Genomic DNA, 22,476 nt, shown 5'->3' on the forward strand with positions numbered 1-22,476 from the left:
TATCGTAAAACTTATTGTATCTTCGGTATCCGGGCAAGGGATTCCTTGATCAGCGCGTCCGGGTATTCATAGTCCACCAGTTGCCCGGAATAGTAGGCATCGTATGCGGTCATATCGAAATTGCCATGACCCGAACAGTTGAACAGGATTGTCTTTGCTTCACCACTCTTTTTGCATCTGAGCGCTTCATCGATTGCGGATTTCACCGCATGGGATGTTTCAGGAGCTACGATGATTCCTTCCGTCCGGGCAAAGGTCTGGGCTGCATCAAAGACCTCGCTCTGGTGATAAGCTACGGCCCGCATCACACCATCGTGCACAAGCCGGGAGACAATCGGCGAATCCCCGTGGTAGCGGAGACCTCCGGCATGCATAGAGGGGGGAACAAAGTCATGACCGAGCGTGAACATCTTGAGGAGCGGGGTATAGCCGGCCTCATCAGCAAGATCATAGGTGAATAATCCTTTTGTCAGGGTCGGACAGGATGCCGGTTCGGCTCCGATGATATCCACATCCTTGTGCTTCCCGGTCAGTTTGTCACCGGCAAACGGGAACGCGATACCGGCGAAGTTGGAGCCGCCACCAACGCATCCGATCACCACGTCCGGGTAGTCATCGACCATTGCCAGCTGTTCGCGGCATTCGAGCCCGATAATCGTCTGGTGGAGGCAGACGTGGTTCAGCACCGAGCCCAACGCGTAGTTGGTGTTGCTGTGGGATGCTGCATCCTCCACGGCTTCAGAGATGGCCATTCCCAGGCTTCCCGGGGTTTCGGGATCCTTTTCCAGCATCGCACGGCCGGCATTCGTTTTGGTGCTCGGGCTGGGTATGCATTCTGCTCCCCAGACGTGCATCATCGATTTACGGTAGGGTTTCTGGGTATAGCTCGACCTGACCATGTAGACCGTGCACTCCAGATTATAGAGCATCGTGGCAAAGGACATGGCAGAACCCCATTGCCCTGCACCGGTCTCAGTTGCGATCCTCTCGATTCCTGCCTTCATGTTGTAATATGCCTGCGGGATAGACGTGTTCGTTTTATGGCTGCCAGCGGGACTGACACCTTCCCACTTATAGTAGATCTTTGCCGGGGTCTTGAGGAACTTTTCAAGCCGGTGGGCACGGTACAGGGGGCTTGGCCTCCAGAGGCGAAGCACATCCCGAACTTCTTCGGGAATATCGATATGACGATCGGTTGTTACTTCCTGCCGTATCAGATCCATCGGGAAAATTGCTGACAGATCCGCAGGACCTATCGGTTTGTGGGTTGCCGGATGGAGAGGCGGATCGAGCGGGGATTTCAAGTCCGCCTGAACATTATACCACTGTTTTGGAATCTGCTCCTCATCGAGAAGGATTTTTGTCTGCATATGTAGTCATTGAATTGTGCAAATATATACATTGCTGTACAAATATGAAAAATTATGAGTGTATGTGTCCATTAAAAAAGACCTGCAACAAATGTAATACAATCGTATTATGCAACATATTTCGATAAAAAAAAGTACCCGGATGCCTGAATCGTGAGAGAATGATCAGACATTTCATTTGTTCCTGCCAAGATGCTGCATTGTAGTTCCAGGAGTACCGGGAACGCAGGGTACACTTCCAGCCCATCCGTTTCACAAACGCTATTGATAAAAAAATTGAAGATTTCTCTGAGCCGGATTGAAGTGAGTAGCGATTGATGAGAGCAACAAACTTTTGATTCCGTCAGCCATATCATTAAGATATCCAGAATGGTATCTGTAATGAAGTTGTTATTCCTGCAACAACAGTTGTGTTCAACATAAATCGGAGAACATCAGATGAAACAATCAATAATTAATCTACTCATCAGACCCGGTGCATTCTTCCAGAATGCAATGAATGAGAAAGAGAGCCTGAAATTCCCGGTGCTCGTTGTCCTCGCCGGGGGTATTGTCGGTGCCATGTACGGGTACCTTCTTGGAGGTTTGACCGGACAGCTGCTGAACGGGATCCTGCCCGGCATGGGCACGATCATCGTACTTTCAACGGTCATCGGTGCCCTTATCGGCACGTTCATATTCTGGGTGATATGGGCTGGCGTGATGTATGCGCTCTCCTTTGTCTTCAAAGGAGAAGGAACGTTTCGACGAACGCTAGAATTCATCGGTTACGGCTACCTGCCCCAGGTCTTTGGAACACTCATCACCTTCGTCATAGCACTGGACTACATTCCCCGGATTCATGTCCCCCAGCTCTCTGCTGCAGCAGCCCAGAATCCCGATCTTATGACAGAAGCAGTCAAAGCACTGATGCATGATCCCGCAATGATGGAACTCAGCCAGATCGCGATGATCATCTCGATCGTCTTTCTTCTCTGGAGTGCCAACATCTGGATCTTCGGTATGCAACAAGCCCGGAAGCTCTCACCCCGCGATGCGGCACTCTGTGTCGGTATCCCCGTTGTCGTGTATATTCTCTACATGGTCTATTCAATAACGGTGATGTAAATGAATACCGTTCGATTAGTCCCCCTTATCAGTCTGGTTCTGCTGGCATGCGCCATGGTTGGCGTAGTTGCTGCAGATTTCACCACGCCCGAATCGATTGTTGCTGCAGACAAAGTCTACGTATCCGGTGTAACCTATAATCCAGCGGTTTTTTTTCCCGGGGACAAAGGTACCCTTACCGTTGATGTAACAAACGGCAATAACGGCACGGGGGTTAATATAAATCATGCCACATTATCCAGTGACTCCATAAAATCAACAGGCAATCCCTATGATTCCTCATCCAGTCTTGGCCCCGGACAAAAACAATCGTTTGTTTTTTCCGTTATCGCTGATGGTGTGGACGGGACATACTACCCGACGTTTTCCTTTAGCTTCCGCGATGCAGACAGCCTTTTTTACCGGGCAGTGGTCAAGATTGATGAAACGCCACTTGTGCTGACCATCCTTGATAAGCCGGATACATTCTCGCAGGGCAAGAAAAAGACCATCTATGCACAGGTTGCAAATCCACGGGAGAACACCGTGAAGAATGTAATCCTCGATGTTTCAGGGACCGGCATTACCACATCACCGTCCCGGGTGTTTGTAGGGAGTGTTGCATCCGGTGCAACAGTTCCGGTAAACTTTACCGTGACCGCCGAACAGCCAACAACCCTCAATCTCCTCCTGAACTACGACAACGGGGATAATCCCCACTCAGTGAATATGGAGATCCCGATCGCCTTTGGTGTTGATAAGAAACAGGCAAATCCCGTTATCAGCAATGTGCAGGTAAAAAGCGATGCCGGTACCTACCACATCACCGGTGATGTCAACAATGCCGGCCTTGAAACTGCAAATACCGTGATGGTCGCAGCTCTCTCGCCTGCAGTGCCGCAGGACCCGTACAAAACCTACGTGGTCGGCGCCCTCAAACCCGATGATTTCGGCAGCTTCGAAGTGACATTCGCAGCAACAGATGCCGCAACCATTCCCCTCCAGTTATCCTACAAGGATGCGGATGGGAACGTGTACAACTCTGTCCAGGATGTAAAAATATCAGCATATAATGCAACAACTCAGAAAAGCACGGGTCTTCCCATGATCCCGATAGTCGCAGTAATTGTCATCCTTGCACTATTCATCGGCGGATGGGTCGTATACCTGAAGAAATACAAGCAGTGAAACAACCATGAACGAACAACCGGTCATGGTGTTTCGGGACGTAACAAAAGTATACCCGTTACCCGCAGGTGACGTCACTGCGCTGGACGGAGTCTCTTTCCAGGTGGAGAGGGGGGAGTTCATCTCCGTCATGGGACCCTCGGGTTCAGGCAAGTCCACTCTCCTGAACCTGATGGGATGCCTCGACACCCCCACTACGGGCGACATCTACATCAGCGGTACCCGCATCGGGGATATGTCGGATACCGAGCTGACCAACCTTCGACGGGATCGCATTGGCTTCATCTTCCAGTATTTCAATCTCTTTCCCCTTCTCAATATCATCGAGAATGTCACGTTTCCGATGATGCTGAAATCCCAGAAAGCGGTAAACCCGGAACGGGGAAAAGAAGTGCTCAGGTCTGTGCAACTGGAGGAGAACCTCTTCACCCATACCCCCACCGAACTGTCCGGGGGACAGCAGCAGCGGGTTGCCGTTGCACGGGCACTCATCAATGACCCCGATATCCTCCTCTGCGATGAACCAACAGGAAACCTTGATTCAAAGACGGGGGCTGGTATCATGGACCTGATGACTGACCTGAATAAAAAAGGCACCACTATCATCATGGTGACGCATGATCCGCACATAGCCGAATACTCGCGGAGGACAATCAGAATCGCTGACGGGAGGATAGTGACATGATTTTCTGGGAGATTGCAAAACGCAATATCAGGATCCACCTGCTCCGCTCATCCCTTGCAATGCTCGGGATTGTCATCGGCGTTGTCGCCATTGCATCCATGGGTATTTTAGGAAACAGCATGGTCCTCTCAGTGTCCGACAGCCTGAGAACGGTTGGGGACAGTGTCATTGTCACGCCTCATTCGGGGGGAAATGCCCGCGGGTTTGGCGGGGGCGGGGGTGGTTCCACAGCCCTCACGATCTCCGAGCAGGATTTCCAGCAGATAAAACGGGTGTCCGCACCGAATGTGGCGATACCGGTTCTCCAGACCTCGGATCGCATGAAACTCGGTGTGGGCAGTGATGATATAGTCGCAGCAGTTTACGGACTAAACCCTGATGATGTCCCGGACTTCCTGAAACTTCAGGAGGGGGGGTACAGCAGGGGAAATTCCGGGTGTCTTGTGGGATCAACCTTTGCCAAAGACAACAATGTCAAAGTCGGCTCCCGGATTGCCATAGGAACTGACGGGAGCAAAGGCACCCTGAGGGTGACCGGTATCATCGAGGAACGGGGCATGGCATTTGATGTAAGCACAGATTCTGCCATTGTAGTCACCAAGGACTGGTTCGATACTACCTATAACCGGAACGATTACGATAAGATCGTCGTGAAAGTCAAGAATCTTGACGAAATTGCCAGCGTAAAAACCGCCATCGAGAAACAGATGAACAGGAGGGATACAACCGTCGATGTGATGGATACCCGTAAAACCATGGAGACCATCTTCCAGGCATTCGGCCAGATCACCACATTCGTCTCTGCAATCGGGGGCATATCGATGCTTGTCGCCGGTGTATCCATCCTCAATATCATGATGATGTCGGTTACTGAACGGATCAAAGAGATCGGCATCATGCGCAGTATCGGGGCACAGAGAAAAGAAGTTATGGCAATGTTCCTCTATGAGGCAGTCATTTTAGGAGTTATCGGCAGTGTCATCGGGGGCGTACTGAGCCTTTTGGGAGGGTACGCGATCAGCAGCCTGATGCTGCAGACCACAAAATACCTGTTCGTTCCCTCAAGCCTGATCCACATTGCCTATGGAATGACATTTGGCATTATCATCTGCCTGATCTGCGGTATCTACCCCGCATGGCGTGCTGCTAATCTCAATCCGATCGATGCTCTCAGGCATGAGTGAGCAGAAAATTCATTTTTTTAACAGAACCTTTTAACCGGTTGCGTACATACTGGATCGTATGAGCGCGGCACCCATACCCCTGAATTCTGATCCCGACTGGAACGGGATCTGGAGAGCACGACAGGTTCTGCACGAGTCATCAAAGCATCATGATGATCCCTCGCATAACTGGAACAAGCGGGAGAATGCCGAGCGGTACGCTTCCACATCCCGCCGTGAATACGACGAGCGGGTGGAGACCACCATCCATGGTCTGGCTGTTACAAAAGAGTCCCGGGTACTGGATATCGGTGCAGGGCCGGGCACGCTCGCGATTCCGCTTGCGCCACGGGTAAAGGAGATTACCGCGATAGAGCCGGGGGAAGGGATGGCAGAAATCCTCAGCGAGCGGATGAGAACGGAGGGAATAACAAATATTTCCATCATCAAAAAACGCTGGGAGGATATCATTCCCGCACGCGATCTCTCCGGACAGTACGATGTGGTGATCGCGTCGCTCTCCCTTACCATGGAAGATATCCGGCTGGCTCTCAGGAAGATGGATACGGTATCGCGGGATTCTGTGTACCTGTTCTGGTTTGTGGATCTGCCATTCTGGGAGCGGATGTATGCCGATCTCTGGGAACCTCTTCACGGATTGCTCTACCATTCTGGGCCAAAAGCAGACTGCCTCTTTGGTGTCCTCTACCAGATGGGGATCTATGCAAACGTGGAGATGCTGCCGCTGAAAAAAGAGTACCGGTTTACGACAATGGATGAGATGACCGCCTTTTTCCGGCGCCGGTTCAATGTCACGAAGCCGGAACAGGAACGGGTACTGGATAACTATCTCAAACCATTGATCCGGACAGAAGGATCGGAGATTGTCATATCAGGAGATTCCACGTTTGCAAAGATCTGGTGGAGAAAAGACGTGAAAAACGGGGACGGGGTTTAAAGGGGATTATTTCCCGCCAACCCTGCGAATCCGTCCCATCGCTTCCTTGAGCCTCTCCATCGAGGTTGCATACGAGAGCCGGATCCACCCGGGGGCATAGAAGGCACTGCCCGGGGTTGCGGCCACATGCCCCTGTTCGAGCCAGCGGGTGGCAATCTCCATATCGTCGCCACCAACTTTGACAAACGCATAGAAGGCACCGTCTGCCGGCGCCGTCTCGTAGCCCATCAGGTTCAGTTCGGAGATTACGTATTTTCTCCGTTTGTCAAACTCAGTGCGCATCGCTTCTACGCACTGCTGGTCTCCTTTAAGTGCTGCCACGCCGCCCCACATCGCAAACGTGGTTGCCTGGCTGATCGAGTGCTGCTGCACCTTGGACATCTCGCGGATGATCTCAACCGGTGCCACCGCATAGCCGAGCCTCCAGCCGGTCATGGCATACGATTTCGAGAACCCGTTTATTGTGATAGTCCGGTGCGCCATATCGCCGAGTGCCGCAAGGGAGATGTGCTCTTTCCCGTACACCAACTTCTCGTAGATCTCATCCGACATCGCGTAGATATCGTGATCCTCGCAGAGATCGGCAACCAGCTGCAGGGATTTCTTATCAAACACCGCACCCGATGGATTTGAGGGTGAGTTGACCACGATCATCTTGGTCTTTGCGTTCACCCGCTCCAGCAGGGAGTCATCGAGCTGAAAGGTCTTCTGACTGACCGCGTGCTTGACGATCTTTCCCCCCGCGATCTGCACGCAGGGTTCGTACGACACCCATGCGGGCGTGAGCAGGATCGTCTCGTCACCGGGGTTCATGACGGCTTCCATCGCTTCGTAGATCGCATCCTTGGCACCGCAGGCAACAATCACCTGTGACGGGGTGCAGGGGAAACGGTTTTCCTTGGTGATCTTCTCGCTGATGGCAGACAGGAGCTCGGGTATGCCGTTGCTCGGCGCGTAGTGCGTCTCGTTCCGGTTCAGCGCATCGATACACGCATCCTTGATATGCTTCGGCGTATCGAAGTCCGGCTCTCCGATCGACATGCTGATGACGTCGATCCCCTCCCGGGTCATCTTCTTGGCCTTATCGGCAATCGCAATCGTTGCGGAGGGAGCTACCGCGGCAATCTTTTCCGAGAGCGATCTCATTTCAATCGCTTGACAAGCTTGACGGCAGATTCCACGGCACGTTTTGCGTAATCGATCCGCTCGTTCGCCTCAAGCCGGGTCATACCGGGCCCGGAGATGCCGAGGGTTACCGGCTTTCCAAACTCTAAGGAGAGGTCGATGATCTTCCGGGCTGCATGCTGCACTACGATTTCGTCGTGCTGCGTGTTGCCCTCGATCACACACCCGATGGTGATGACTGCATCGACTTTTCCTGCCTGGAGCATCTTCTTGATCGCAAGCGGCATGTCGTACGCGCCCGGGACATAGATACAGTCCGTTACTTCGGCGCCGAGGAATGCGGCATGTTCCCTGCCTTCGATCTCCATCATGTACGTGATGTCACGATTGAATTCCGCGACAACAAATCCCAGTTTTATTGGTTGTGTTTCACACATAGCTGATCATCTCTTTTTTATTGAACTTCATAAACCCGTACGCTTCTGCAATGCACTAGCGGCGGGCCGGGCCGGCATCCTCAAATCCCTGCCGCTGGCCGGTACCGGCTTCATTCTCCAGATCCCGGGGGCGAAGGATGAGTTTGACAGCGTTGACCGCATGTTCGCGGGTACGCTGCTCGGCAAGCCAGGCAAGCTCCCTGCCATCCTTTGCCTCGTCCTCGTGCACGAACACCTCGATGATATGGGTGTTGGTCATGAGCTGGCAGGTGATAAGTCCCTGCGATGCCTCGTGGGCACAGAGCCGGTCTTTCTCTTTTCCGCCCGGCATGCCGAGTGCGATTACGATATCGCAGCGGCGCTCCTCGATCAGTTTCTTGCAGGCAACGGGGAGATCTTTTATTCCCGGCACCGTTGACCGCTCGATCGCCACGCTCGCGTGCTTCTTGAGCTCGTCGATGGCGATCGCTCCCATGTTGACGCGTGAGAAGGTGGTATCGGCAACGCCCACCTTCATCCCAGCACCTCGCAGGCAGCAGCAACTCCATCGCCCTGCACTTTGAACCCTGACTTCTTCAGAGCGTGTTGTGTTGCGGCAAGTGTCGCGAGGATTTCGGGTGCACTGACAGCACCCATGCTGCCGATGCGGAAGATCTTACCTTTCAAGTGATCCTGTCCGCCGGCGATAACGATGCCCATCTTCTTGATGGTCGCACGCATCTCGTCATCCTTGACACCAGCGGGATACTCAACCGCGGTGACCGTTGAGGAATACCCGTGCTTTGCATCGATCTTCGGGAAGAGGGAGAGACCCCATGCCTTTGCTGCGGCCTGCACTGCCCCCGACATCCTGTGATGGCGGGTAATCCGGGCTGCCAGACCTTCCTCTTCGATGATGAGGCAGGCTTCACGGAGCGCTAAGAAAAGCGGGACTGCCGGGGTATACGGCGTCTCCATCGGGGTTCCGGCGGCACTCTTTTTGTACGCGGCAAGGTCGAGGTAATAGGGCGGGTTCTTCGTAAGACGCTCCCATGCCCGGCTGCTCACCGAGACCATCGCAAGACCCGCAGGTGCGGCAAAACATTTCTGCGAGCCGGTGATGGCGATATCAACGCCCCACTTGTCAGCCTCAACAGTGTCGCCACCGATGGAGGTGATGCCGTCCATGATGAACAGGGCGTCGTGCTTCTTTGCAAGCTTCCCGACTTCCTGCGCAGGGTTTTTGATACCTGCGGACGTCTCGTTGTGCACGAGCGTGACCACCTGGGCACCCTGCTCCAGCCGGGCTTCCAGCGCTGCAAGGTCAAGGGGGGTTCCCCATTCGGACTTGATCTCGTGCGCTTTTCCGTAGCGCTGGCTGATCTTCAGCATCCGCTCGCCGAACTTCCCGTTAACGAGACACGCGATCTCCTTGTCCTTTCCCACGTTGGCAATCGCGGCTTCCATGCCGGCAGTGCCGGACCCGCTGATTACCATGAGGTCGTTTGTCGTTCCAAAGGCGGTTTTAAGGACCCGCACACAGTCGGCATACGCGGCACCGAACTCGGCGCTGCGGTGGTTCATTGCCTGACGAATCATAGCATACCTGACCCGTTCCGGCATCGGGACCGGGCCCGGCAACATCAGGAGAAGTTCTTTTTCCATGGAGATCTGCTCATAGTATATCTATATAAGCACAATATATGTTTGGATGGCAAGTATGGCAGACGTGGCGATCATCTCGGGATCTGCATCGGACGCAGGCATTACGGACAAGGTCAAAAAGGTCCTTGACGAGAACAAGGTGTCATATGACGCCCAGATCATCTCCGCTCACCGGGATCCCGATAAGCTGGATGCGTATATCAAAACCAGCAATGCAAAAATTTTCATCGCGATTGCCGGCCTTTCCGCTGCGCTTCCCGGAGTCATTGCATCCAGGTCCGACAAACCGGTCATAGGTGTCCCGGTGAGCGGGACGCTGAACGGGATGGATGCCCTGCTCTCGATCGCCCAGATGCCAAAGGGTGTCCCGGTCGCATGCGTTGGGGTGGACAATGGCGATAACGCGGCGTGGCTGGCTATCCGGATACTGAAACTGACGAAAATGTGATTTTCACAATCCTTTTTCGATTTTTTAGCTTTGCAGAAATTCTTAATAATTTAGGCATTGAACATTAGTTTTTTAGTCAATTATTTACTTCGAAGGCCAAAGATTTTCTAGGGAGTCAAATAAGTTCAATATTTATAGATTCAATAAAATACTGACTTCTTAGTTAATTCAGTTGTTTGTTCATATCTGGTAATTTTTTTCCGAGAGCAGGGTGTCATGACCGAAAACAAAAACTCATCCTTACGCGCTATAGCAATAATTGGCTGTATTTTGGTCATTATAATTGCAGCCGGATCTGTTTTTCTTCTCTCTTCTGAAAAGGATCTTCCGTTGAATTCAACTTCGGACACTCTATGCCATATTGATTGGTTCGGGAATCTGGAAGACTCATGCGTACCTCTGTTCCGGATCAATGGGATCGATACCTTCCAATATGTTAATTTTTCCGGGCCGCAGTGGAAGGAGAACACACCTTCCCCGGAAGACAGCAAAATTCTTGCAATGACCGCCCTTGAACCTTTCGGAGGCATGCCACCCGATGCGGCAGTGGAATCTATTGTTGACTCGCTATGGTCTATTGGAGGTACGTCTGGACATCGTTCAGGACTGGGAAACCGCCGTCTCTCTTACCGTCAGAGTCCGTACGGAATGCCCATCTACGGAAATGCAGGGGATATGTGGATAGATCTGAATTCCGGGAGAAACCTGAGCGTACTCTCGAAAAAATGGTATTCTCTTGAAGAAGACGGACTGGTCCATGTCATTCCAGCGTCAGAAGCGTTACGCAGGTTCAAGGAAAACAGCGAGAGAACAAGCCCGGACAGCCAATATAATCTTACAATCCATGATATGAAACCGGGATATTCTGCCCCAAGCCAGAATACTTCAGTGTATCTTGAACCTGTCTGGGTGATCAATGCGACGAATGAAATTCTTGGGACACCTCAGCTTCTGATCATTCCTGCGGGAACTATCCCTGATCAAAAAGAATTGTATGGAAAGAACTTCTTTGGAATTATTCGGAACTTTTCCCAGCTGAATGGAAAGGTCCCGCAGCCGGATATCACTAGCGAAATGCACAAATATCTTATTGGTACTACCGGCCCCATAGGTGAGGAAGGTACCCAAGAGTCCATTCGTGCTTTTCTCAATAATCATCTTGTCAACCAGACATACCAGGGAAGGACGGTCAGACTTTACCGGTGCGGAAATGAATATCTCGGAGATTATTCTGTCGCATCTGCCGGCAATTGTTCTTTCGAGGTGGATTCCTATTCCGGGATGGTGATCAAGGCTTTCGTGGATAATTCCTGTTCGGATATCCGGATCGGGAACCTGCCGGCAGCAATAAAGAACGATCCGGATTCTGCGAGGAAACTTATCGCTGATTTCGCCCGGAAGCAGTATCGCCAGTATGATGCTCAGGATGTATCTGTGTTTCCCATGGGTTGGGATGGTGTCTACTACTTAAAAGGAAAATCTGTCTTATTTATCATCGCTTTCGATCCGGTCAGCGGAAATCTCCAGGGCTATCAGGTATTTAACCATCATTCGGACCTTTCATGTTGAGCCGCCCGTCCATTAAAATTTTTTCTGGGAATTTGGCAAAAGGGATTATCTCCTCTGTTTCTTACTCTTCTTCCCCGCCTTCCTTCCGTGCGGGCACGCCCACAAACACAACCCGCAAACGGCAACACCCTGCTCTTTTTCGAGTTTCTTGAAATAACGGTCACAGGCTGCCGCATCGAACCGGGCCTCCCGGGGCTCATCAGGGTGAAACGGTCTTCCGGTAAAGGCATGCTGCGGGCAGATATCCACACATGCAGTGCATTTACCGCACTGCTGCTCCATCGGGGACCCGGTCGGGAGGAGCGGTGCATTGGTAAGAACGGTGACCCACCGGACCCGGGGACCGTGTTCTGGCGTTATCAGCAGGCAGCTCTTGCCGATCCAGCCCAGTCCTGCAAGGTGTGCTGCGAGTTTCTGGGAGAATATGCCGCTGATGTGCTCATCGTCCGTCCGTTTTGAGGCTGGAACGGGGAACGCATCGAATCCGGCCCGCTGCAATGTGTTTGCCACCCGGAGCGCTATCTGGTCAAGGGCCAGGTTGACTACATCGTAACTGCTGTGACGGTACAGGATCGCGGCGGCAAGGTCCTCTTCCGGCAGGAGATTGACCAAGCTGTCCTGCAGAACCATGCCGATGGTAACCGCTCTCGGGTACTTTGCAACCCGTTCCCCTCCCTGCGCCAGAATAAAATCATGCGCAGATGAGAGATCCGCAACGCCGAAATTATCCACGCCGAGGGTGTGGGCAAGCGACCGGATTTGTTCGTCAATATCATCTGACATCGTTATGTACCTGAGGTCTATAGGATAATTTCAGGATAGTGGTCGGTCTTAAGGATTCTCCATCACAAAGAACGTGTACCCGTAGTACCGCTTATACTTCCGGTACATGTCCGCTTCGTGCTCCAAGGCATCGAGGAGCGCAGCATTGCCGGGATCCAGCCCGTGTGTCTTTCGGAATTCTGCAATCCGGGCAAGCATCGGGACATGGTAGTTCTCCCACCACCCGGATTCCGGCAGCCGGTACGTTGCAACAAGGCGGAGCCCGGCCCGCTTGATCCGCTCCTTCATCTCCTCTTCAGGCACGGGGACGTATCCCTCACTCTCCCACCATTTCATGAGCTCTTCCGGGGGATTGGGCTCGAACCAGTTGGCATCTGATACGACCATGTAGCCGCCTTTTTTCAAGAGCGGTTTCCAGAGGTTGAGGCCCTTCTCAAAGCCGACAATGAAGATAGCTCCCTCCGACCAGATGAGGTCGAACTGTCCCGGATCAAAGGGGAGGGAATCCATCGAAGCGCAAACGGTTTTGATTCGTCCCGCCGTGCCATCCTCCTTTGCTTTTTTGCTGACCGCATCGAGAAATGGCTGGTGGTTGTCAACCGCAGTGATGGAACTGGAAGTCAGTGCGGCAAGGTCCCGGGTCTGGGTTCCGCTCCCGCACCCGATATCAAGGACCCGTGCCCCCGGGGGGAGGGGGGGAAGATATGAAAATGCTTTCCTTGTTGCACCCGAACACCCCGGGCCCTGCCGGGGGAGGGATTCGAATACCTTGTAAAAAAACGGTGGTAATGACATGATACTCTCAAAATTGGACTGAGGGTTTTGAGTGCTTTGTGGTCGGCAGGATATAACCAGACAATAATCCTCATCTCCCGGCAGATCCAACCATTTCTTCCATGAGCGGGGAGAAAGAGAAGCGGGTCCTTCTGGTAGTCGCCTCACTTGCATCCTTCCTTGTCCCGTATACCGTCTCTTCCCTGAATGTTGCACTGCCAGCCATCAGCGCGTCGTTTGATATCGATGCCGTCACGCTGGGATGGGTTACCTCGGCATACATGCTCACGGCCGCAATCTGTATCGTCCCGTTTGGCAAACTTGCCGATTTGTATGGGCGGAAGCGGTTTTTCATCATAGGAAATGTCCTTTTCGCATTAGGATCACTCCTTGCTGCCGTCTCGTGGTCGGGTTCCGTCATCATCACGGCCCGGGTCATCCAGGCACTCGGGGGTGCAATGGTGTTCTCGACGTCGATTGCCATCGTCACTTCAGTCTTCCCGCCCGGGGAACGGGGGCGGGCGATCGGGATCATCACGGCAACGGTGTATGCAGGACTCTCCCTTGGGCCATTCATCGGGGGAGTTCTTACGCAAAATATTGGCTGGCCCGGCATCTTTCTCGTCAATATTCCCCTTGCACTCCTCGTGATCGTGCTCACCTTACTGTATATCCCCGGGGAATGGGCAGAGACGGGAGAACGGCGCTTCGATCTGACCGGGGCAGCCCTGTACAGCGTGATGCTGTTTGGCTGCATCTATGGTCTCACCCTGCTGCCATCCCTGTCGGGAATCTCCTGGATGGTGCTCGGTATTGTGGTCCTTGCCCTGTTTCTCTGGTGGGAGCAGCGCGTGCCGTCACCGATGGTCGAGATCGCACTGTTCAAAAAGAGCCCGGTCTTTCTCTTCTCCAATCTCGCAGCCCTGATCAACTACGCCGTGGTTTTTGCCGTCGGTTTTCTCCTCAGCCTGTACCTGCAGTTCAACCGCGGCATCGACCCCCAGACCACGGGTCTGATCCTCATCGCCCAGCCGGTTGTCCAGATGATTATCTCCCCGGCTGCCGGCCACCTCTCGGACAGGATCGAACCCCGGATCCTTGCCACTGCCGGCATGGCATGCACCTCGGTCGGCCTTGGCATTCTGATGTTCCTTTCCCCCACAACACCGCTTGTGGTCATTATTGCAGGGCTTGTCATTCTCGGTTTCGGCTATGGTCTCTTCTCCTCGCCGAACACCAACGCCATCATGAGTTCCGTGGAGGTGCGGTACCTCGGTCTTGCTTCTGCCATGGTTTCCACGATGAGGTCTATAGGCCAGATGCTCAGCCTCGCCATCGCGATGCTCGTATTTTCTGCGGTCATCGGGACTGTCCGGATCTCTCCGGAAGTGTATCCCGAACTGCAGCAGAGTGTCAATATCGCATTTACGGTCTTTTTCATACTCAGCCTGATCGGTATCGCCGCATCGTATGCACGGGGGAAAGTACGTGACCGGCCTGATGATACTGAAATTATATCTGCATAGCTGTCCCATCGTTGAACTATGCCCGAGCTGCGCGAGCCCGTCGTCTCCCTTGAAAGGGTGAAGATCCATGCCTTCCACCTCACATCACTGGACCTTGTGGTGAAACTCCGGGTCCAGAATCCCAATTCCATCAGCGCAACGCTCCGGGAGCTCCCATTCACCATTTTTTTCCAGACCGGGGGGCGCATGGAGGAGATCGCTTCGGGGAACACGGGCAGGCTGGAGATCGATGCCAACAGCAGCACAGAGATCGATGTCCCGGTTACGACCGACAACCTCGTGCTCATTGAGGCGATTGCAGCACTGGCTGAAAAAGGCGGTGTGCGGCTGGAGATCAAGGGAAACGCGGTGATCGATCACATCTTAGCCGGCTGGACCCTGCCGTTCACAAAGACCGTGGATATTACGGAACATGAGATCGTTGATGCGGTTTTGGAGAAGATCACCGGGAGACCGGGTGCATAACACCAAATCCCCCGTTATATTCCTTCGATACGTTGCATACAACTAATATCAGGCTCTTCGACGCGATCTCTGACCGGTTTCTATCCTGATACCGGTTCCCACTTTCACGCTCCATGGACCCCTTCTTTATCAGAAGGGGATACAAAACGTCGTGCTATGACAAAGAAGATCGAGACCGTCTGCGGGTACTCCTGCAGCGGGTGCGACCATCATGAAACAGAGTGCCCCGGGTGTGAGGCAACCAAAGGTAAACCGTTCTGGACGGCCTATGCCAGCATTGAGTGCTGCCCGGTCTATGACTGCTGTGTGAATGAGCGGAAACTCCCGCACTGCGGGAAGTGCCCGGACCTGATATGCGAGCGGTTCACCCGGTTCAAGGATCCGAACATGAGCGACGAGGAAACAAAGACTGCGCTGATCCGGATGGAGCAGGAACTCCGGGCGAGGAAATAGCCCGGCGATACCGGGCATGCTTATAGGCAGGGCAATCGAACGTTCATATCATGCCAGTCCTGCACGACCCGGTTGTCACCCTGGAGGATGTCAGGGTCCGGAAGTTCTCGCTCTCATCCCTCGACCTTGAGGTGATGATCCGCGTGGAGAATCCCAACCCCCTCGGCATCACCCTGCGGCAACTGCCGTTTACGGTCCGGTGCAGTTCGGGTCATCAGGATACGGAGATCGCTGCCGGCAATACCGGGCGGATAAAGATCCCTGCCCGGGGCAGCACCGTGCTCCGTATCCCGGTCACCTCGCGGAACGCCGCTTTGCTAGGGGCACTCGCGACCTTTGTTACCCGGGGCGGGATACAGGTAACAATCCAGGGAACGGCAACCATTGACGCCCTCCTGTTCGGCTGGTCGATCCCGTTTTCAAAAACCCTGCCGGTCACCATGGCGCAGGTTGCGGATGCCATGGCAGGGAAGGACACGAAGGAATAAGCTGACTATTCACGCTCTTCTAGTCCTCATGGGGAGGTAGAGGGTTCCCCCAATAAATTCAGATAAATAAGTAGGATTTGTTTAACTTTTATCAATCAAGGTCTACTTGAAAAATTTTAATCATGGTCCGGTAAAATTTTTTCAATCAAAGTCTGATTGATCCGGCTACGATTTTCAATCACGATCATGATCGCGATGAAAATTTTGAAATCAAGGTTTGGTTGAAAAAATAAAATCAAAGTCTGCCTGAAATTTTTCAATCAAGGTGCGGTTGTAAAAAGTTAAGCTGATCTGCACCAGTCCGGGGAGCCAGTCTACGACGGAGAGGGAATACGCAGAGCCTTTTCTTAATCAAGGTTCGCTTGAAAATTTCAAATCAAAGTCTGCTGAAAATTTTTCAACCAGAGTTTGATTGAAAAATGAAAATCAAGGTTTGATTGATCGGTGAAAGGATTTCAATCGGGATCGTGATCGCGATGAAAATTTTGAAATCATAGTTCGATTGAAAAAAGGGGTTTGTTGCACTTGCAAAATGAGGGAGCGGTGACTGGCCCCACCGCCCATTTACATTGAATGACCCGGGTTGCGGATGCTGTGCCGGGAAGGACACGGTGAAATAAGCGGACCATTCCCGATTCTCCGGTTCACATGGGGGGTGGGTACCCTGTCTCGTGCAAGAGAGGGGGTACCCTGTCTTGGACAAGAGGGGGGGTAGGGTACGCTGGTATCCCCCCCTCTTATTTTGGAGAGGGGGAGGGGGTCCCCCCTGTCATGCTGAGGAGGGGCACCCCCCACCCTGAATTCTGACCGCCCGTAAAAAACCCTCTCCGTCGTGACTCCACGCGAAGCCGTGGCAGGGTACGTGCACCCGGAGGGGGGGTAGGACCCTGTCTTTCGTACGACAGGGGGGGAGGGGGACCCCCCCACGTTTTTTGGAGAGGGGGTGGGTATACCCCCCCTCACTTTTTAGACAGGGTACCACCCCCCTCCCCGGGACGGACCGGCAAAAGGTTCTTCCGACGGGACTCCACACGAAGCGAGGGGGGGGCGGATGCCGGCATGGGGGGGTGGGAGCCTGTCTTGGCCCGGACAGGGGGGTGGGGGTCCCCCTCTCGGGTTTTGGAGAGGGGGGTCCTCCCCATCATTCAGACCATAATGCTGTACTTTCAAGCAGGAAATTGAGTGAAGGTTTATCAGAAGGTTAATTTTTCGAATTAAACACAATGTTTTAATTTAGCAGAAATCGAATTTGGAGAGATGCAAGTCTTTCAACTTGTCGTGGGAATATGAATGCGATAAATGATATTCCTTCGAATGATGGCGACATACCTCCCCTAAAAGATACAATTGATTTTGACGGTGAAGAAGAACCTTACAAAACCAACCATTTCAATAACAGATTACAGGAATGGGAGCTCACCAATCTCGTCCCTGCGAGAATTATAATTTATTTTAGCATTTTTTTCGCCGTGTTTGTTCTGGGAGGAGCATTCATAACTTATCTAAATTTTACTAATTCAAATTTAGATAGTTGTAGATATTTTCTAAGTGCTTTGGTGCAATGTCAAGCTGCGATTATTTCTATAGTAATTTCATTAACTTTGATTGCGGTTCAGCTAACTGCACAGAAATATTCTTTCAAAACGGTTGACATTTTTAAAAAGGATCCAGATCTTTGGATTTTACTTACAATTTATATAATTTCAATTACCTACGAGTTCTTGATTTTAAAAGAAATTGATGGATCACCATATATTACAGAAAAGTTGGGATATTTTGTATCCTTCGCATACTTATTGGGGATTTTCACACTTTTGGCTTTAATACCATATATTCTGAATACGATAAACTTGCTAAAAAGTGATATCCTCATTTCAAGACTCATTGACTCAATATCCGAAAAGAATTTCCCAAAATGTAGAGTGTATTCAGATTATAACCCAGATGATCCACTTCAACCAATTTTTGATGTCATCCATATATCGGTTAAACAATATGACATCTCAATTCTTGATTTCGCGCTCAAACGGTTGTTAATACGCATGTCTGTAATTTTACAAAATGACACTACAATCAGATCAAGCGACACCGTCTCGGATTATTTCTGTGAGAATCTGAAAAGGGCAGGTTTACTCGCTCTCGATAAAGGGGATAAAGACATTTTCTCAATAATAATCGATACATTGGAAGAATTTGGAAAGCTAAAATCCAATAGTTTGATCGGATCCAATACCATTTCAGCGATAAATGCATTAGAAAATCTCGGTTTATACTCATCAGAAAAAAATTATGAAGATGTTACGCACTTGATCGTTGATTCCATTTATAGACTAGGTAATCATGGAGCAGAAAAGAAAATAAGACATATAACATCTTCTGCAATTTCAGCTTTGGATCAGATCGATAGTAGTATAATTATAAAATCAGTTAATTTTCCAAGAAGTGAAGAAATTCGAGAGAAAATTGTGAATGATATCTCAAATATTGGGGATGAAATTGTCAGGAAATCGGATCCAAAAATAATTAGCGAGGAAAGGTATGCAATCTGTGATCCAGTTGGTGCTCTCAATTCAATTGGACAACTGAGACTTCAATACAAGAAATATAATGAGATATCAGAAATCATTCAATCAATTGGAATTATTGGTTATTATACAGCAGCCAAATGTACAGATGAAACGATTTTTGAGAGATCATTACGTGAAGTAGTTGAATCATTAGATCGGTTGGGGAATTTATCAGCAGATTATGAATTGAGTTCTCCAACAAGTGAAACAATAAAAAGACTTGGTGAATTAGCTGAGATTTCTATTGAGAATAATCTGTGTCAAACAACAACAGAAACATTCAGAGCTCTGAATCATATTTATGCCACAATGAAAAACAATAAGAAATTAGAATATTCACTCCATCAATTCATTAAATCATTAATTCAACTGGTTTTTTATATCAGATTGAAAAAGATTGATAGTCCATTATCAAAAGAATGTGAATTAAAAATAATTAATCGTCTTAAAAGCATCAAAAAAGAAAAAAATTCCGTTTTTCAAGATTTGATCGTCAAATATAGGGCTGATCGCTTTGATCTTTATGCAAGAGATTGTGAAAGTGAGATATTTGAAAAAATAATTAATGAAATAGACTAGGATTCTTGAATCACTTTTTTTCTTGTTGCTTCCCTTTGCACTTCTTATCAGTCCCGATCAGCTCATTCACCATCTTGACCGCACAGAGATCCCCGCACACCGGGCAGGTCTCTGTCTCCCCGTCCCGCTCATGGATATTCCGGGTATGCTCCCCATAGAGCGCCAGCCAGAACTGCTCATGCCGGGCCTCGGCCATCTGCACCTCGCGTTCCATCCGCCAGCCCTTATGTGACCAAAATCCCGTTCACTTTCTCTCGCACAGCACATAAATCGCCGTATGGGTTCCCCCGAACTTCGCTGCGACTTCCACCGTCTTCAGTTCAAGGATGCGAAAGTGCGGAGATACCAGGTCCCGGATCTCATCTTCGGACGAAAAATAAAGAATGGTCCCCATGGGTGTCTTCCGGGTTTTGCCCACTCCCCCGAACTGGGGGTCATCCTCGCTGAAACAGACCGAGAGATAAACTGCATGGGGGCGGGTAAGCCGGTGTACGTTTTTGATATAGACCGCCCGCTCTTCCGGCAGGAGGTGGTGAAGGAGCTCGTAATCGTAAGCAAAATCAAACGTGCCCTCCACGGGGCGAAGGTCGCCAAGGAGATCCGCGACAACAAACGTGCATCGGACGCCGTTCTTTACCGCATTCCTGCGTGCGATCTCTATCGCGGCCGGGGAACTGTCGACGCCGGTCACATCAAACCCGAGCCCGGTAAGCCAGACCGCGTAATTGCCGGCACCGCACCCGAGATCAACCGCCCTGCACGGCCGGACCTTCCCGCTCTTCACGAGATCGGTGAGAGCGTCCGGGGGTGTCTTGATGTTCCACGGGATCTTCTCCAGCGGTACCTTTTTGTAGATTTCATCGATCTCGGCGATCTGCATATTCTGACCCGGAGAGAGATCGGATCTCTGCAAGAATAAGGTATTGCACATAACCGTCCGAACTCCAGAGGGTCTTCCAGATAATGCCTGACTGGGTAAAAAGACGCCTGATGAGAACGGGGGGGATATTCCTAATCTGGCAGTCTGGAGAAAGCGCCAGCCGGAACGGCTTGTCCTGGTCGAGCTCGTGCCGGGCCTCGGCCGAATGCATCAGGGGATGCTATCTTTTAGTAATTCCTCAAGATGGGGCAGGTCTTCCTGAACAGTGTTCCATAAACGTTCAAGATTCACGGAAAAATAACCGTGGATGAGCCGGTCACGCATCCCCGCAATATCACGCCACGGGATATCAGGGTACTCTTCCCTTACCGATGCCGGTACCTGCTTAGCCGCTTCCCCGATGATCTCAAGGGCATGGATGATAGCAAACTGTTTCTCCCGGTTGTTCCGGAACTCTTCGAATGTCACACCCTGCGAAAATTCGCGGGCGGCATGGATCGCATCCCGCATATCTGACAGGTATTCCCCTGCACTCCGTTTCTCTTTCGGGCTGGTCATACCGGCACAACTTCTGCGAGCACATAGGGTTTGATCGCCGGTTTGAGCCCGTTCTTTTCAACAAGGTCCACCTTAACGCCGAGGAGGTCCACAAGATCATTCTGGAGATGGATAAAATCAAGGAGGGTTCCCGGGCGGTCGAATTCCACAAGGATGTCCACATCGCTTGTCTTTTTCTGCTCGCCCCGGACATAGGAGCCGAATATCCCCAGGTAGGTAATACCATACCGCTCCCGGAGATCCGGCAGGTGTGACCGGAGATCCTGCCGTATCTCGTCAAACGACCGCTTATTCTGGGACGGATTGATCCTGGACAAGGTGATGCATCTCTTAGTATAGATGATAGAATCGTCCGAGGTTATATTTTTTGAGGAAAATGGAATCCGGGGTTGTGAATAAAAACGAAACGGGTTGGAGATTTACTTCCCCTTCTTCCCTTTCCCCTTAGGTGCAGTCCCGAACAGCTCGTTCACCATCTTGACCGCACACAGATCCCCGCACATCGAACAGGTCTCGGTCTCCCCGTCCCGCTCGTGGATCTTCCGGGCATGCTCCCCATAGAGCGCCAGCCGGAACTGCTCGTCCCAGTCCAGCTCATGCCGGGCCTCCGCCATCTGGACCTCGCGCTCCATCCGCCAGCCCTCGTGCTTCCGGACGGTGTCCCCGACGTGCGCAGCAATCTTTGCCACCCGGGTTCCTTCGATAATGTCCGCGACATCCGGCAGCGCAAGATGCTCGCTGGGCGAGACCATGCAGAGGAAGTCGGCACCGTTGAGGCAGGCTGTCGCCCCGCCAATGGCTGCGACCACGTGGTCGTAACCCGGCGCGATATCGGTGACGAGCGGTCCGAGCAGGTAGAGCGGGGCATGGTCGGTGATCTCCTTGATCATCCGCACATTGTAGCCCACCTGGTCGAGCGGCATATGTCCCGGTCCCTCGATCATCCGCTGGACACCCTTTGCCTGTGCCCGTTTTGCCAGCGTGCCGAGCGTGATATACTCGACTGACTTGGCGAGTTTCTCGGCATCCTGTAAGCAGCCGGGGCGCATCCCGTCCCCGAGGCTGACGGTCACATCGTATTCCGCGAGGATCTCCAGCAGGTAATCGTATTCAGCGTAGAGCGGGTTCTCCTCGTCCCGCTGCATCATCATTGCGCAGTGGAATGAGCCGCCCCGGCTCACCACGCCCATCAGGCGGGGATCGCCCCGGAGCGCCGCGAGTGCCTGCCGGTTCACGCCGCAGTGGAGCGTTAAGAAGTCCACACCCTGCTGGCAGTGCTCGCGGATGACCTTAAAGAGCAGGTCGGCATCCACATCCATCGCATTGCCTGCCCGGCGCACCGCTTCATAGACCGGCACGGTCCCGACCGTTGTATCCAGCGCGAGCATCTTCTTCCGGATCGCAACAAGATCGCCGCCGGTCGAGAGGTCCATGATGGCATCGGCACCGTTATCGAGCGCTGCCTGTGCCTTTAGCTCCTCCATCGCAACATCGCACCTGCTTCCCGATGTGCCGACGTTTATATTGATCTTGACTGTGCACCCTTCGCCGATCGCGCACCGCTGGTGCTTCCGGCTGGGGTTTGCGGGGATGACGACCCTGCCCGCCGCAACCAGTCGTGCCATGCGTGCGGGATCCATGCCCTCAGTCCGGGCTGCCGCTGCCACATCTTCCGGAACACCGCAAGAACACCTGCGGACCAGCAAATCCATAAGACACATCTGTGCGGA

General features: G+C 52.0%; 25 protein-coding genes. 12 read left to right on the forward strand and 13 right to left on the reverse strand.

The features are described from left to right. Positions 1 to 11 precede the first annotated feature (11 nt). Complete coding sequence (locus WC593_08545) at positions 12 to 1,370, reverse strand: TrpB-like pyridoxal phosphate-dependent enzyme (GenBank protein ID MFA4825193.1); 1,359 nt, start codon at positions 1,368 to 1,370, stop codon at positions 12 to 14. 438 nt (positions 1,371 to 1,808) lie between these two features. On the opposite strand from WC593_08545, the gene WC593_08550 reads away from it, so the two are divergent. From WC593_08550 to WC593_08570, 5 genes are read left to right on the forward strand one after another with little or no spacing between them, the layout of a single operon-like run. Next, positions 1,809 to 2,477: a Yip1 family protein gene (locus WC593_08550; GenBank protein ID MFA4825194.1), complete on the forward strand. Its 669-nt coding sequence runs from the start codon at positions 1,809 to 1,811 to the stop codon at positions 2,475 to 2,477. After that, positions 2,478 to 3,644, forward strand: a complete 1,167-nt coding sequence (locus WC593_08555; GenBank protein MFA4825195.1) for a hypothetical protein — start codon at positions 2,478 to 2,480, stop codon at positions 3,642 to 3,644. A 7-nt stretch (positions 3,645 to 3,651) separates the two neighbouring features. Next, entirely contained in the window at positions 3,652 to 4,329 is a 678-nt protein-coding gene (locus tag WC593_08560; protein MFA4825196.1) for an ABC transporter ATP-binding protein, read from the forward strand. Then, positions 4,326 to 5,513: an ABC transporter permease gene (locus WC593_08565; GenBank protein MFA4825197.1), complete on the forward strand. Its 1,188-nt coding sequence runs from the start codon at positions 4,326 to 4,328 to the stop codon at positions 5,511 to 5,513. Before WC593_08560 ends, WC593_08565 begins: the two co-directional genes overlap by 4 nt. A gap of 58 nt (positions 5,514 to 5,571) precedes the next feature. Further along, complete coding sequence (locus WC593_08570) at positions 5,572 to 6,450, forward strand: class I SAM-dependent methyltransferase (GenBank protein MFA4825198.1); 879 nt, start codon at positions 5,572 to 5,574, stop codon at positions 6,448 to 6,450. A 6-nt stretch (positions 6,451 to 6,456) separates the two neighbouring features. Here the strand turns inward: WC593_08570 and WC593_08575 are convergent, their stop codons facing one another. The 4 genes from WC593_08575 to WC593_08590 are packed head-to-tail and all read right to left on the reverse strand — an operon-like array spanning position 6,457 to position 9,656. Further along, the gene (locus tag WC593_08575; GenBank protein MFA4825199.1) at positions 6,457 to 7,596 is read right to left on the reverse strand and encodes a pyridoxal phosphate-dependent aminotransferase; all 1,140 of its coding nucleotides are present in this window, start codon (positions 7,594 to 7,596) and stop codon (positions 6,457 to 6,459) included. Next, on the reverse strand, positions 7,593 to 8,012 hold the full coding sequence (ribH, locus tag WC593_08580; GenBank protein ID MFA4825200.1) for a 6,7-dimethyl-8-ribityllumazine synthase: 420 nt from the start codon (positions 8,010 to 8,012) through the stop codon (positions 7,593 to 7,595). Before ribH ends, WC593_08575 begins: the two co-directional genes overlap by 4 nt. A 55-nt stretch (positions 8,013 to 8,067) precedes the next feature. Next, positions 8,068 to 8,529 carry a riboflavin synthase gene (ribC, locus tag WC593_08585; protein ID MFA4825201.1) on the reverse strand — a complete coding sequence of 154 codons (462 nt, stop codon included), beginning with the start codon at positions 8,527 to 8,529 and terminating at the stop codon, positions 8,068 to 8,070. Further along, on the reverse strand, positions 8,526 to 9,656 hold the full coding sequence (locus WC593_08590) for an alanine--glyoxylate aminotransferase family protein (GenBank protein ID MFA4825202.1): 1,131 nt from the start codon (positions 9,654 to 9,656) through the stop codon (positions 8,526 to 8,528). The genes ribC and WC593_08590 overlap by 4 nt, the downstream gene beginning before the upstream one ends. Positions 9,657 to 9,711: 55 nt before the next feature. Between WC593_08590 and WC593_08595 the strand changes: the two genes are divergently transcribed. Then, positions 9,712 to 10,104: an AIR carboxylase family protein gene (locus tag WC593_08595; GenBank protein MFA4825203.1), complete on the forward strand. Its 393-nt coding sequence runs from the start codon at positions 9,712 to 9,714 to the stop codon at positions 10,102 to 10,104. Between the two features lie 216 nt (positions 10,105 to 10,320). Continuing rightward, on the forward strand, positions 10,321 to 11,673 hold the full coding sequence (locus WC593_08600; protein ID MFA4825204.1) for a hypothetical protein: 1,353 nt from the start codon (positions 10,321 to 10,323) through the stop codon (positions 11,671 to 11,673). A gap of 45 nt (positions 11,674 to 11,718) precedes the next feature. Here the strand turns inward: WC593_08600 and WC593_08605 are convergent, their stop codons facing one another. Together WC593_08605 and WC593_08610 are read right to left on the reverse strand one after the other, a co-directional pair. Beyond that, a complete protein-coding gene (locus WC593_08605) occupies positions 11,719 to 12,456 on the reverse strand; it encodes a 4Fe-4S double cluster binding domain-containing protein (GenBank protein ID MFA4825205.1) in 738 nt (245 codons plus the stop codon). Between the two features lie 48 nt (positions 12,457 to 12,504). Continuing rightward, a complete protein-coding gene (locus WC593_08610; GenBank protein ID MFA4825206.1) occupies positions 12,505 to 13,251 on the reverse strand; it encodes a class I SAM-dependent methyltransferase in 747 nt (248 codons plus the stop codon). 101 nt (positions 13,252 to 13,352) lie between these two features. On the opposite strand from WC593_08610, the gene WC593_08615 reads away from it, so the two are divergent. From WC593_08615 to WC593_08635, 5 genes are all read left to right on the forward strand, one after another. After that, positions 13,353 to 14,756, forward strand: coding sequence for an MFS transporter (locus tag WC593_08615; GenBank protein ID MFA4825207.1), 1,404 nt, complete (start codon positions 13,353 to 13,355; stop codon positions 14,754 to 14,756). 18 nt (positions 14,757 to 14,774) lie between these two features. Further along, positions 14,775 to 15,221, forward strand: coding sequence for an LEA type 2 family protein (locus WC593_08620; protein ID MFA4825208.1), 447 nt, complete (start codon positions 14,775 to 14,777; stop codon positions 15,219 to 15,221). A gap of 156 nt (positions 15,222 to 15,377) precedes the next feature. Then, entirely contained in the window at positions 15,378 to 15,674 is a 297-nt protein-coding gene (locus WC593_08625; protein ID MFA4825209.1) for a DUF3795 domain-containing protein, read from the forward strand. A 50-nt stretch (positions 15,675 to 15,724) separates the two neighbouring features. After that, a complete protein-coding gene (locus WC593_08630) occupies positions 15,725 to 16,162 on the forward strand; it encodes an LEA type 2 family protein (protein ID MFA4825210.1) in 438 nt (145 codons plus the stop codon). Between the two features lie 1,286 nt (positions 16,163 to 17,448). Next, positions 17,449 to 19,308: a DUF2254 family protein gene (locus tag WC593_08635; GenBank protein MFA4825211.1), complete on the forward strand. Its 1,860-nt coding sequence runs from the start codon at positions 17,449 to 17,451 to the stop codon at positions 19,306 to 19,308. A 10-nt stretch (positions 19,309 to 19,318) separates the two neighbouring features. Here the strand turns inward: WC593_08635 and WC593_08640 are convergent, their stop codons facing one another. The 6 genes from WC593_08640 to thiC form a co-directional block, all read right to left on the reverse strand. After that, positions 19,319 to 19,522, reverse strand: a complete 204-nt coding sequence (locus WC593_08640) for a phosphomethylpyrimidine synthase ThiC (protein ID MFA4825212.1) — start codon at positions 19,520 to 19,522, stop codon at positions 19,319 to 19,321. Positions 19,523 to 19,552: 30 nt separating this feature from the next. Then, the gene (locus tag WC593_08645) at positions 19,553 to 20,188 is read right to left on the reverse strand and encodes a class I SAM-dependent methyltransferase (protein MFA4825213.1); all 636 of its coding nucleotides are present in this window, start codon (positions 20,186 to 20,188) and stop codon (positions 19,553 to 19,555) included. Continuing rightward, positions 20,166 to 20,399 carry a hypothetical protein gene (locus WC593_08650; GenBank protein MFA4825214.1) on the reverse strand — a complete coding sequence of 78 codons (234 nt, stop codon included), beginning with the start codon at positions 20,397 to 20,399 and terminating at the stop codon, positions 20,166 to 20,168. Before WC593_08650 ends, WC593_08645 begins: the two co-directional genes overlap by 23 nt. Then, positions 20,399 to 20,746, reverse strand: a complete 348-nt coding sequence (locus WC593_08655; GenBank protein ID MFA4825215.1) for a DUF86 domain-containing protein — start codon at positions 20,744 to 20,746, stop codon at positions 20,399 to 20,401. Before WC593_08655 ends, WC593_08650 begins: the two co-directional genes overlap by 1 nt. Beyond that, positions 20,743 to 21,063 (reverse strand): nucleotidyltransferase family protein, encoded by a 321-nt coding sequence (locus tag WC593_08660; protein MFA4825216.1) that lies wholly within the window; start codon positions 21,061 to 21,063, stop codon positions 20,743 to 20,745. The genes WC593_08655 and WC593_08660 overlap by 4 nt, the downstream gene beginning before the upstream one ends. Before the next feature lie 102 nt (positions 21,064 to 21,165). Next, positions 21,166 to 22,467 carry a phosphomethylpyrimidine synthase ThiC gene (gene thiC, locus WC593_08665; GenBank protein ID MFA4825217.1) on the reverse strand — a complete coding sequence of 434 codons (1,302 nt, stop codon included), beginning with the start codon at positions 22,465 to 22,467 and terminating at the stop codon, positions 21,166 to 21,168. Positions 22,468 to 22,476 lie beyond the last annotated feature (9 nt).

It is taken from the genome of Methanoregula sp. (genome assembly GCA_041645435.1).
In the GTDB taxonomy this organism is placed as follows: Archaea; Halobacteriota; Methanomicrobia; order Methanomicrobiales; family Methanospirillaceae; genus Methanoregula.

Bases quoted from the DNA above. Each gene is read 5' to 3' on its own strand.
- WC593_08545 (MFA4825193.1), bottom strand. From the start codon at position 1,370: ATGCAGACAAAAATCCTTCTCGATGAGGAGCAGATTCCAAAACAGTGG.
- WC593_08550 (MFA4825194.1), top strand. From the start codon at position 1,809: ATGAAACAATCAATAATTAATCTACTCATCAGACCCGGTGCATTCTTC.
- WC593_08555 (MFA4825195.1), top strand. From the start codon at position 2,478: ATGAATACCGTTCGATTAGTCCCCCTTATCAGTCTGGTTCTGCTGGCA.
- WC593_08560 (MFA4825196.1), top strand. From the start codon at position 3,652: ATGAACGAACAACCGGTCATGGTGTTTCGGGACGTAACAAAAGTATAC.
- WC593_08565 (MFA4825197.1), top strand. From the start codon at position 4,326: ATGATTTTCTGGGAGATTGCAAAACGCAATATCAGGATCCACCTGCTC.
- WC593_08570 (MFA4825198.1), top strand. From the start codon at position 5,572: ATGAGCGCGGCACCCATACCCCTGAATTCTGATCCCGACTGGAACGGG.
- WC593_08575 (MFA4825199.1), bottom strand. From the start codon at position 7,596: ATGAGATCGCTCTCGGAAAAGATTGCCGCGGTAGCTCCCTCCGCAACG.
- ribH (MFA4825200.1), bottom strand. From the start codon at position 8,012: ATGTGTGAAACACAACCAATAAAACTGGGATTTGTTGTCGCGGAATTC.
- ribC (MFA4825201.1), bottom strand. From the start codon at position 8,529: ATGAAGGTGGGCGTTGCCGATACCACCTTCTCACGCGTCAACATGGGA.
- WC593_08590 (MFA4825202.1), bottom strand. From the start codon at position 9,656: ATGGAAAAAGAACTTCTCCTGATGTTGCCGGGCCCGGTCCCGATGCCG.
- WC593_08595 (MFA4825203.1), top strand. From the start codon at position 9,712: ATGGCAGACGTGGCGATCATCTCGGGATCTGCATCGGACGCAGGCATT.
- WC593_08600 (MFA4825204.1), top strand. From the start codon at position 10,321: ATGACCGAAAACAAAAACTCATCCTTACGCGCTATAGCAATAATTGGC.
- WC593_08605 (MFA4825205.1), bottom strand. From the start codon at position 12,456: ATGTCAGATGATATTGACGAACAAATCCGGTCGCTTGCCCACACCCTC.
- WC593_08610 (MFA4825206.1), bottom strand. From the start codon at position 13,251: ATGTCATTACCACCGTTTTTTTACAAGGTATTCGAATCCCTCCCCCGG.
- WC593_08615 (MFA4825207.1), top strand. From the start codon at position 13,353: ATGAGCGGGGAGAAAGAGAAGCGGGTCCTTCTGGTAGTCGCCTCACTT.
- WC593_08620 (MFA4825208.1), top strand. From the start codon at position 14,775: ATGCCCGAGCTGCGCGAGCCCGTCGTCTCCCTTGAAAGGGTGAAGATC.
- WC593_08625 (MFA4825209.1), top strand. From the start codon at position 15,378: ATGACAAAGAAGATCGAGACCGTCTGCGGGTACTCCTGCAGCGGGTGC.
- WC593_08630 (MFA4825210.1), top strand. From the start codon at position 15,725: ATGCCAGTCCTGCACGACCCGGTTGTCACCCTGGAGGATGTCAGGGTC.
- WC593_08635 (MFA4825211.1), top strand. From the start codon at position 17,449: ATGAATGCGATAAATGATATTCCTTCGAATGATGGCGACATACCTCCC.
- WC593_08640 (MFA4825212.1), bottom strand. From the start codon at position 19,522: ATGGAACGCGAGGTGCAGATGGCCGAGGCCCGGCATGAGCAGTTCTGG.
- WC593_08645 (MFA4825213.1), bottom strand. From the start codon at position 20,188: ATGCAGATCGCCGAGATCGATGAAATCTACAAAAAGGTACCGCTGGAG.
- WC593_08650 (MFA4825214.1), bottom strand. From the start codon at position 20,399: ATGCATTCGGCCGAGGCCCGGCACGAGCTCGACCAGGACAAGCCGTTC.
- WC593_08655 (MFA4825215.1), bottom strand. From the start codon at position 20,746: ATGACCAGCCCGAAAGAGAAACGGAGTGCAGGGGAATACCTGTCAGAT.
- thiC (MFA4825217.1), bottom strand. From the start codon at position 22,467: ATGTGTCTTATGGATTTGCTGGTCCGCAGGTGTTCTTGCGGTGTTCCG.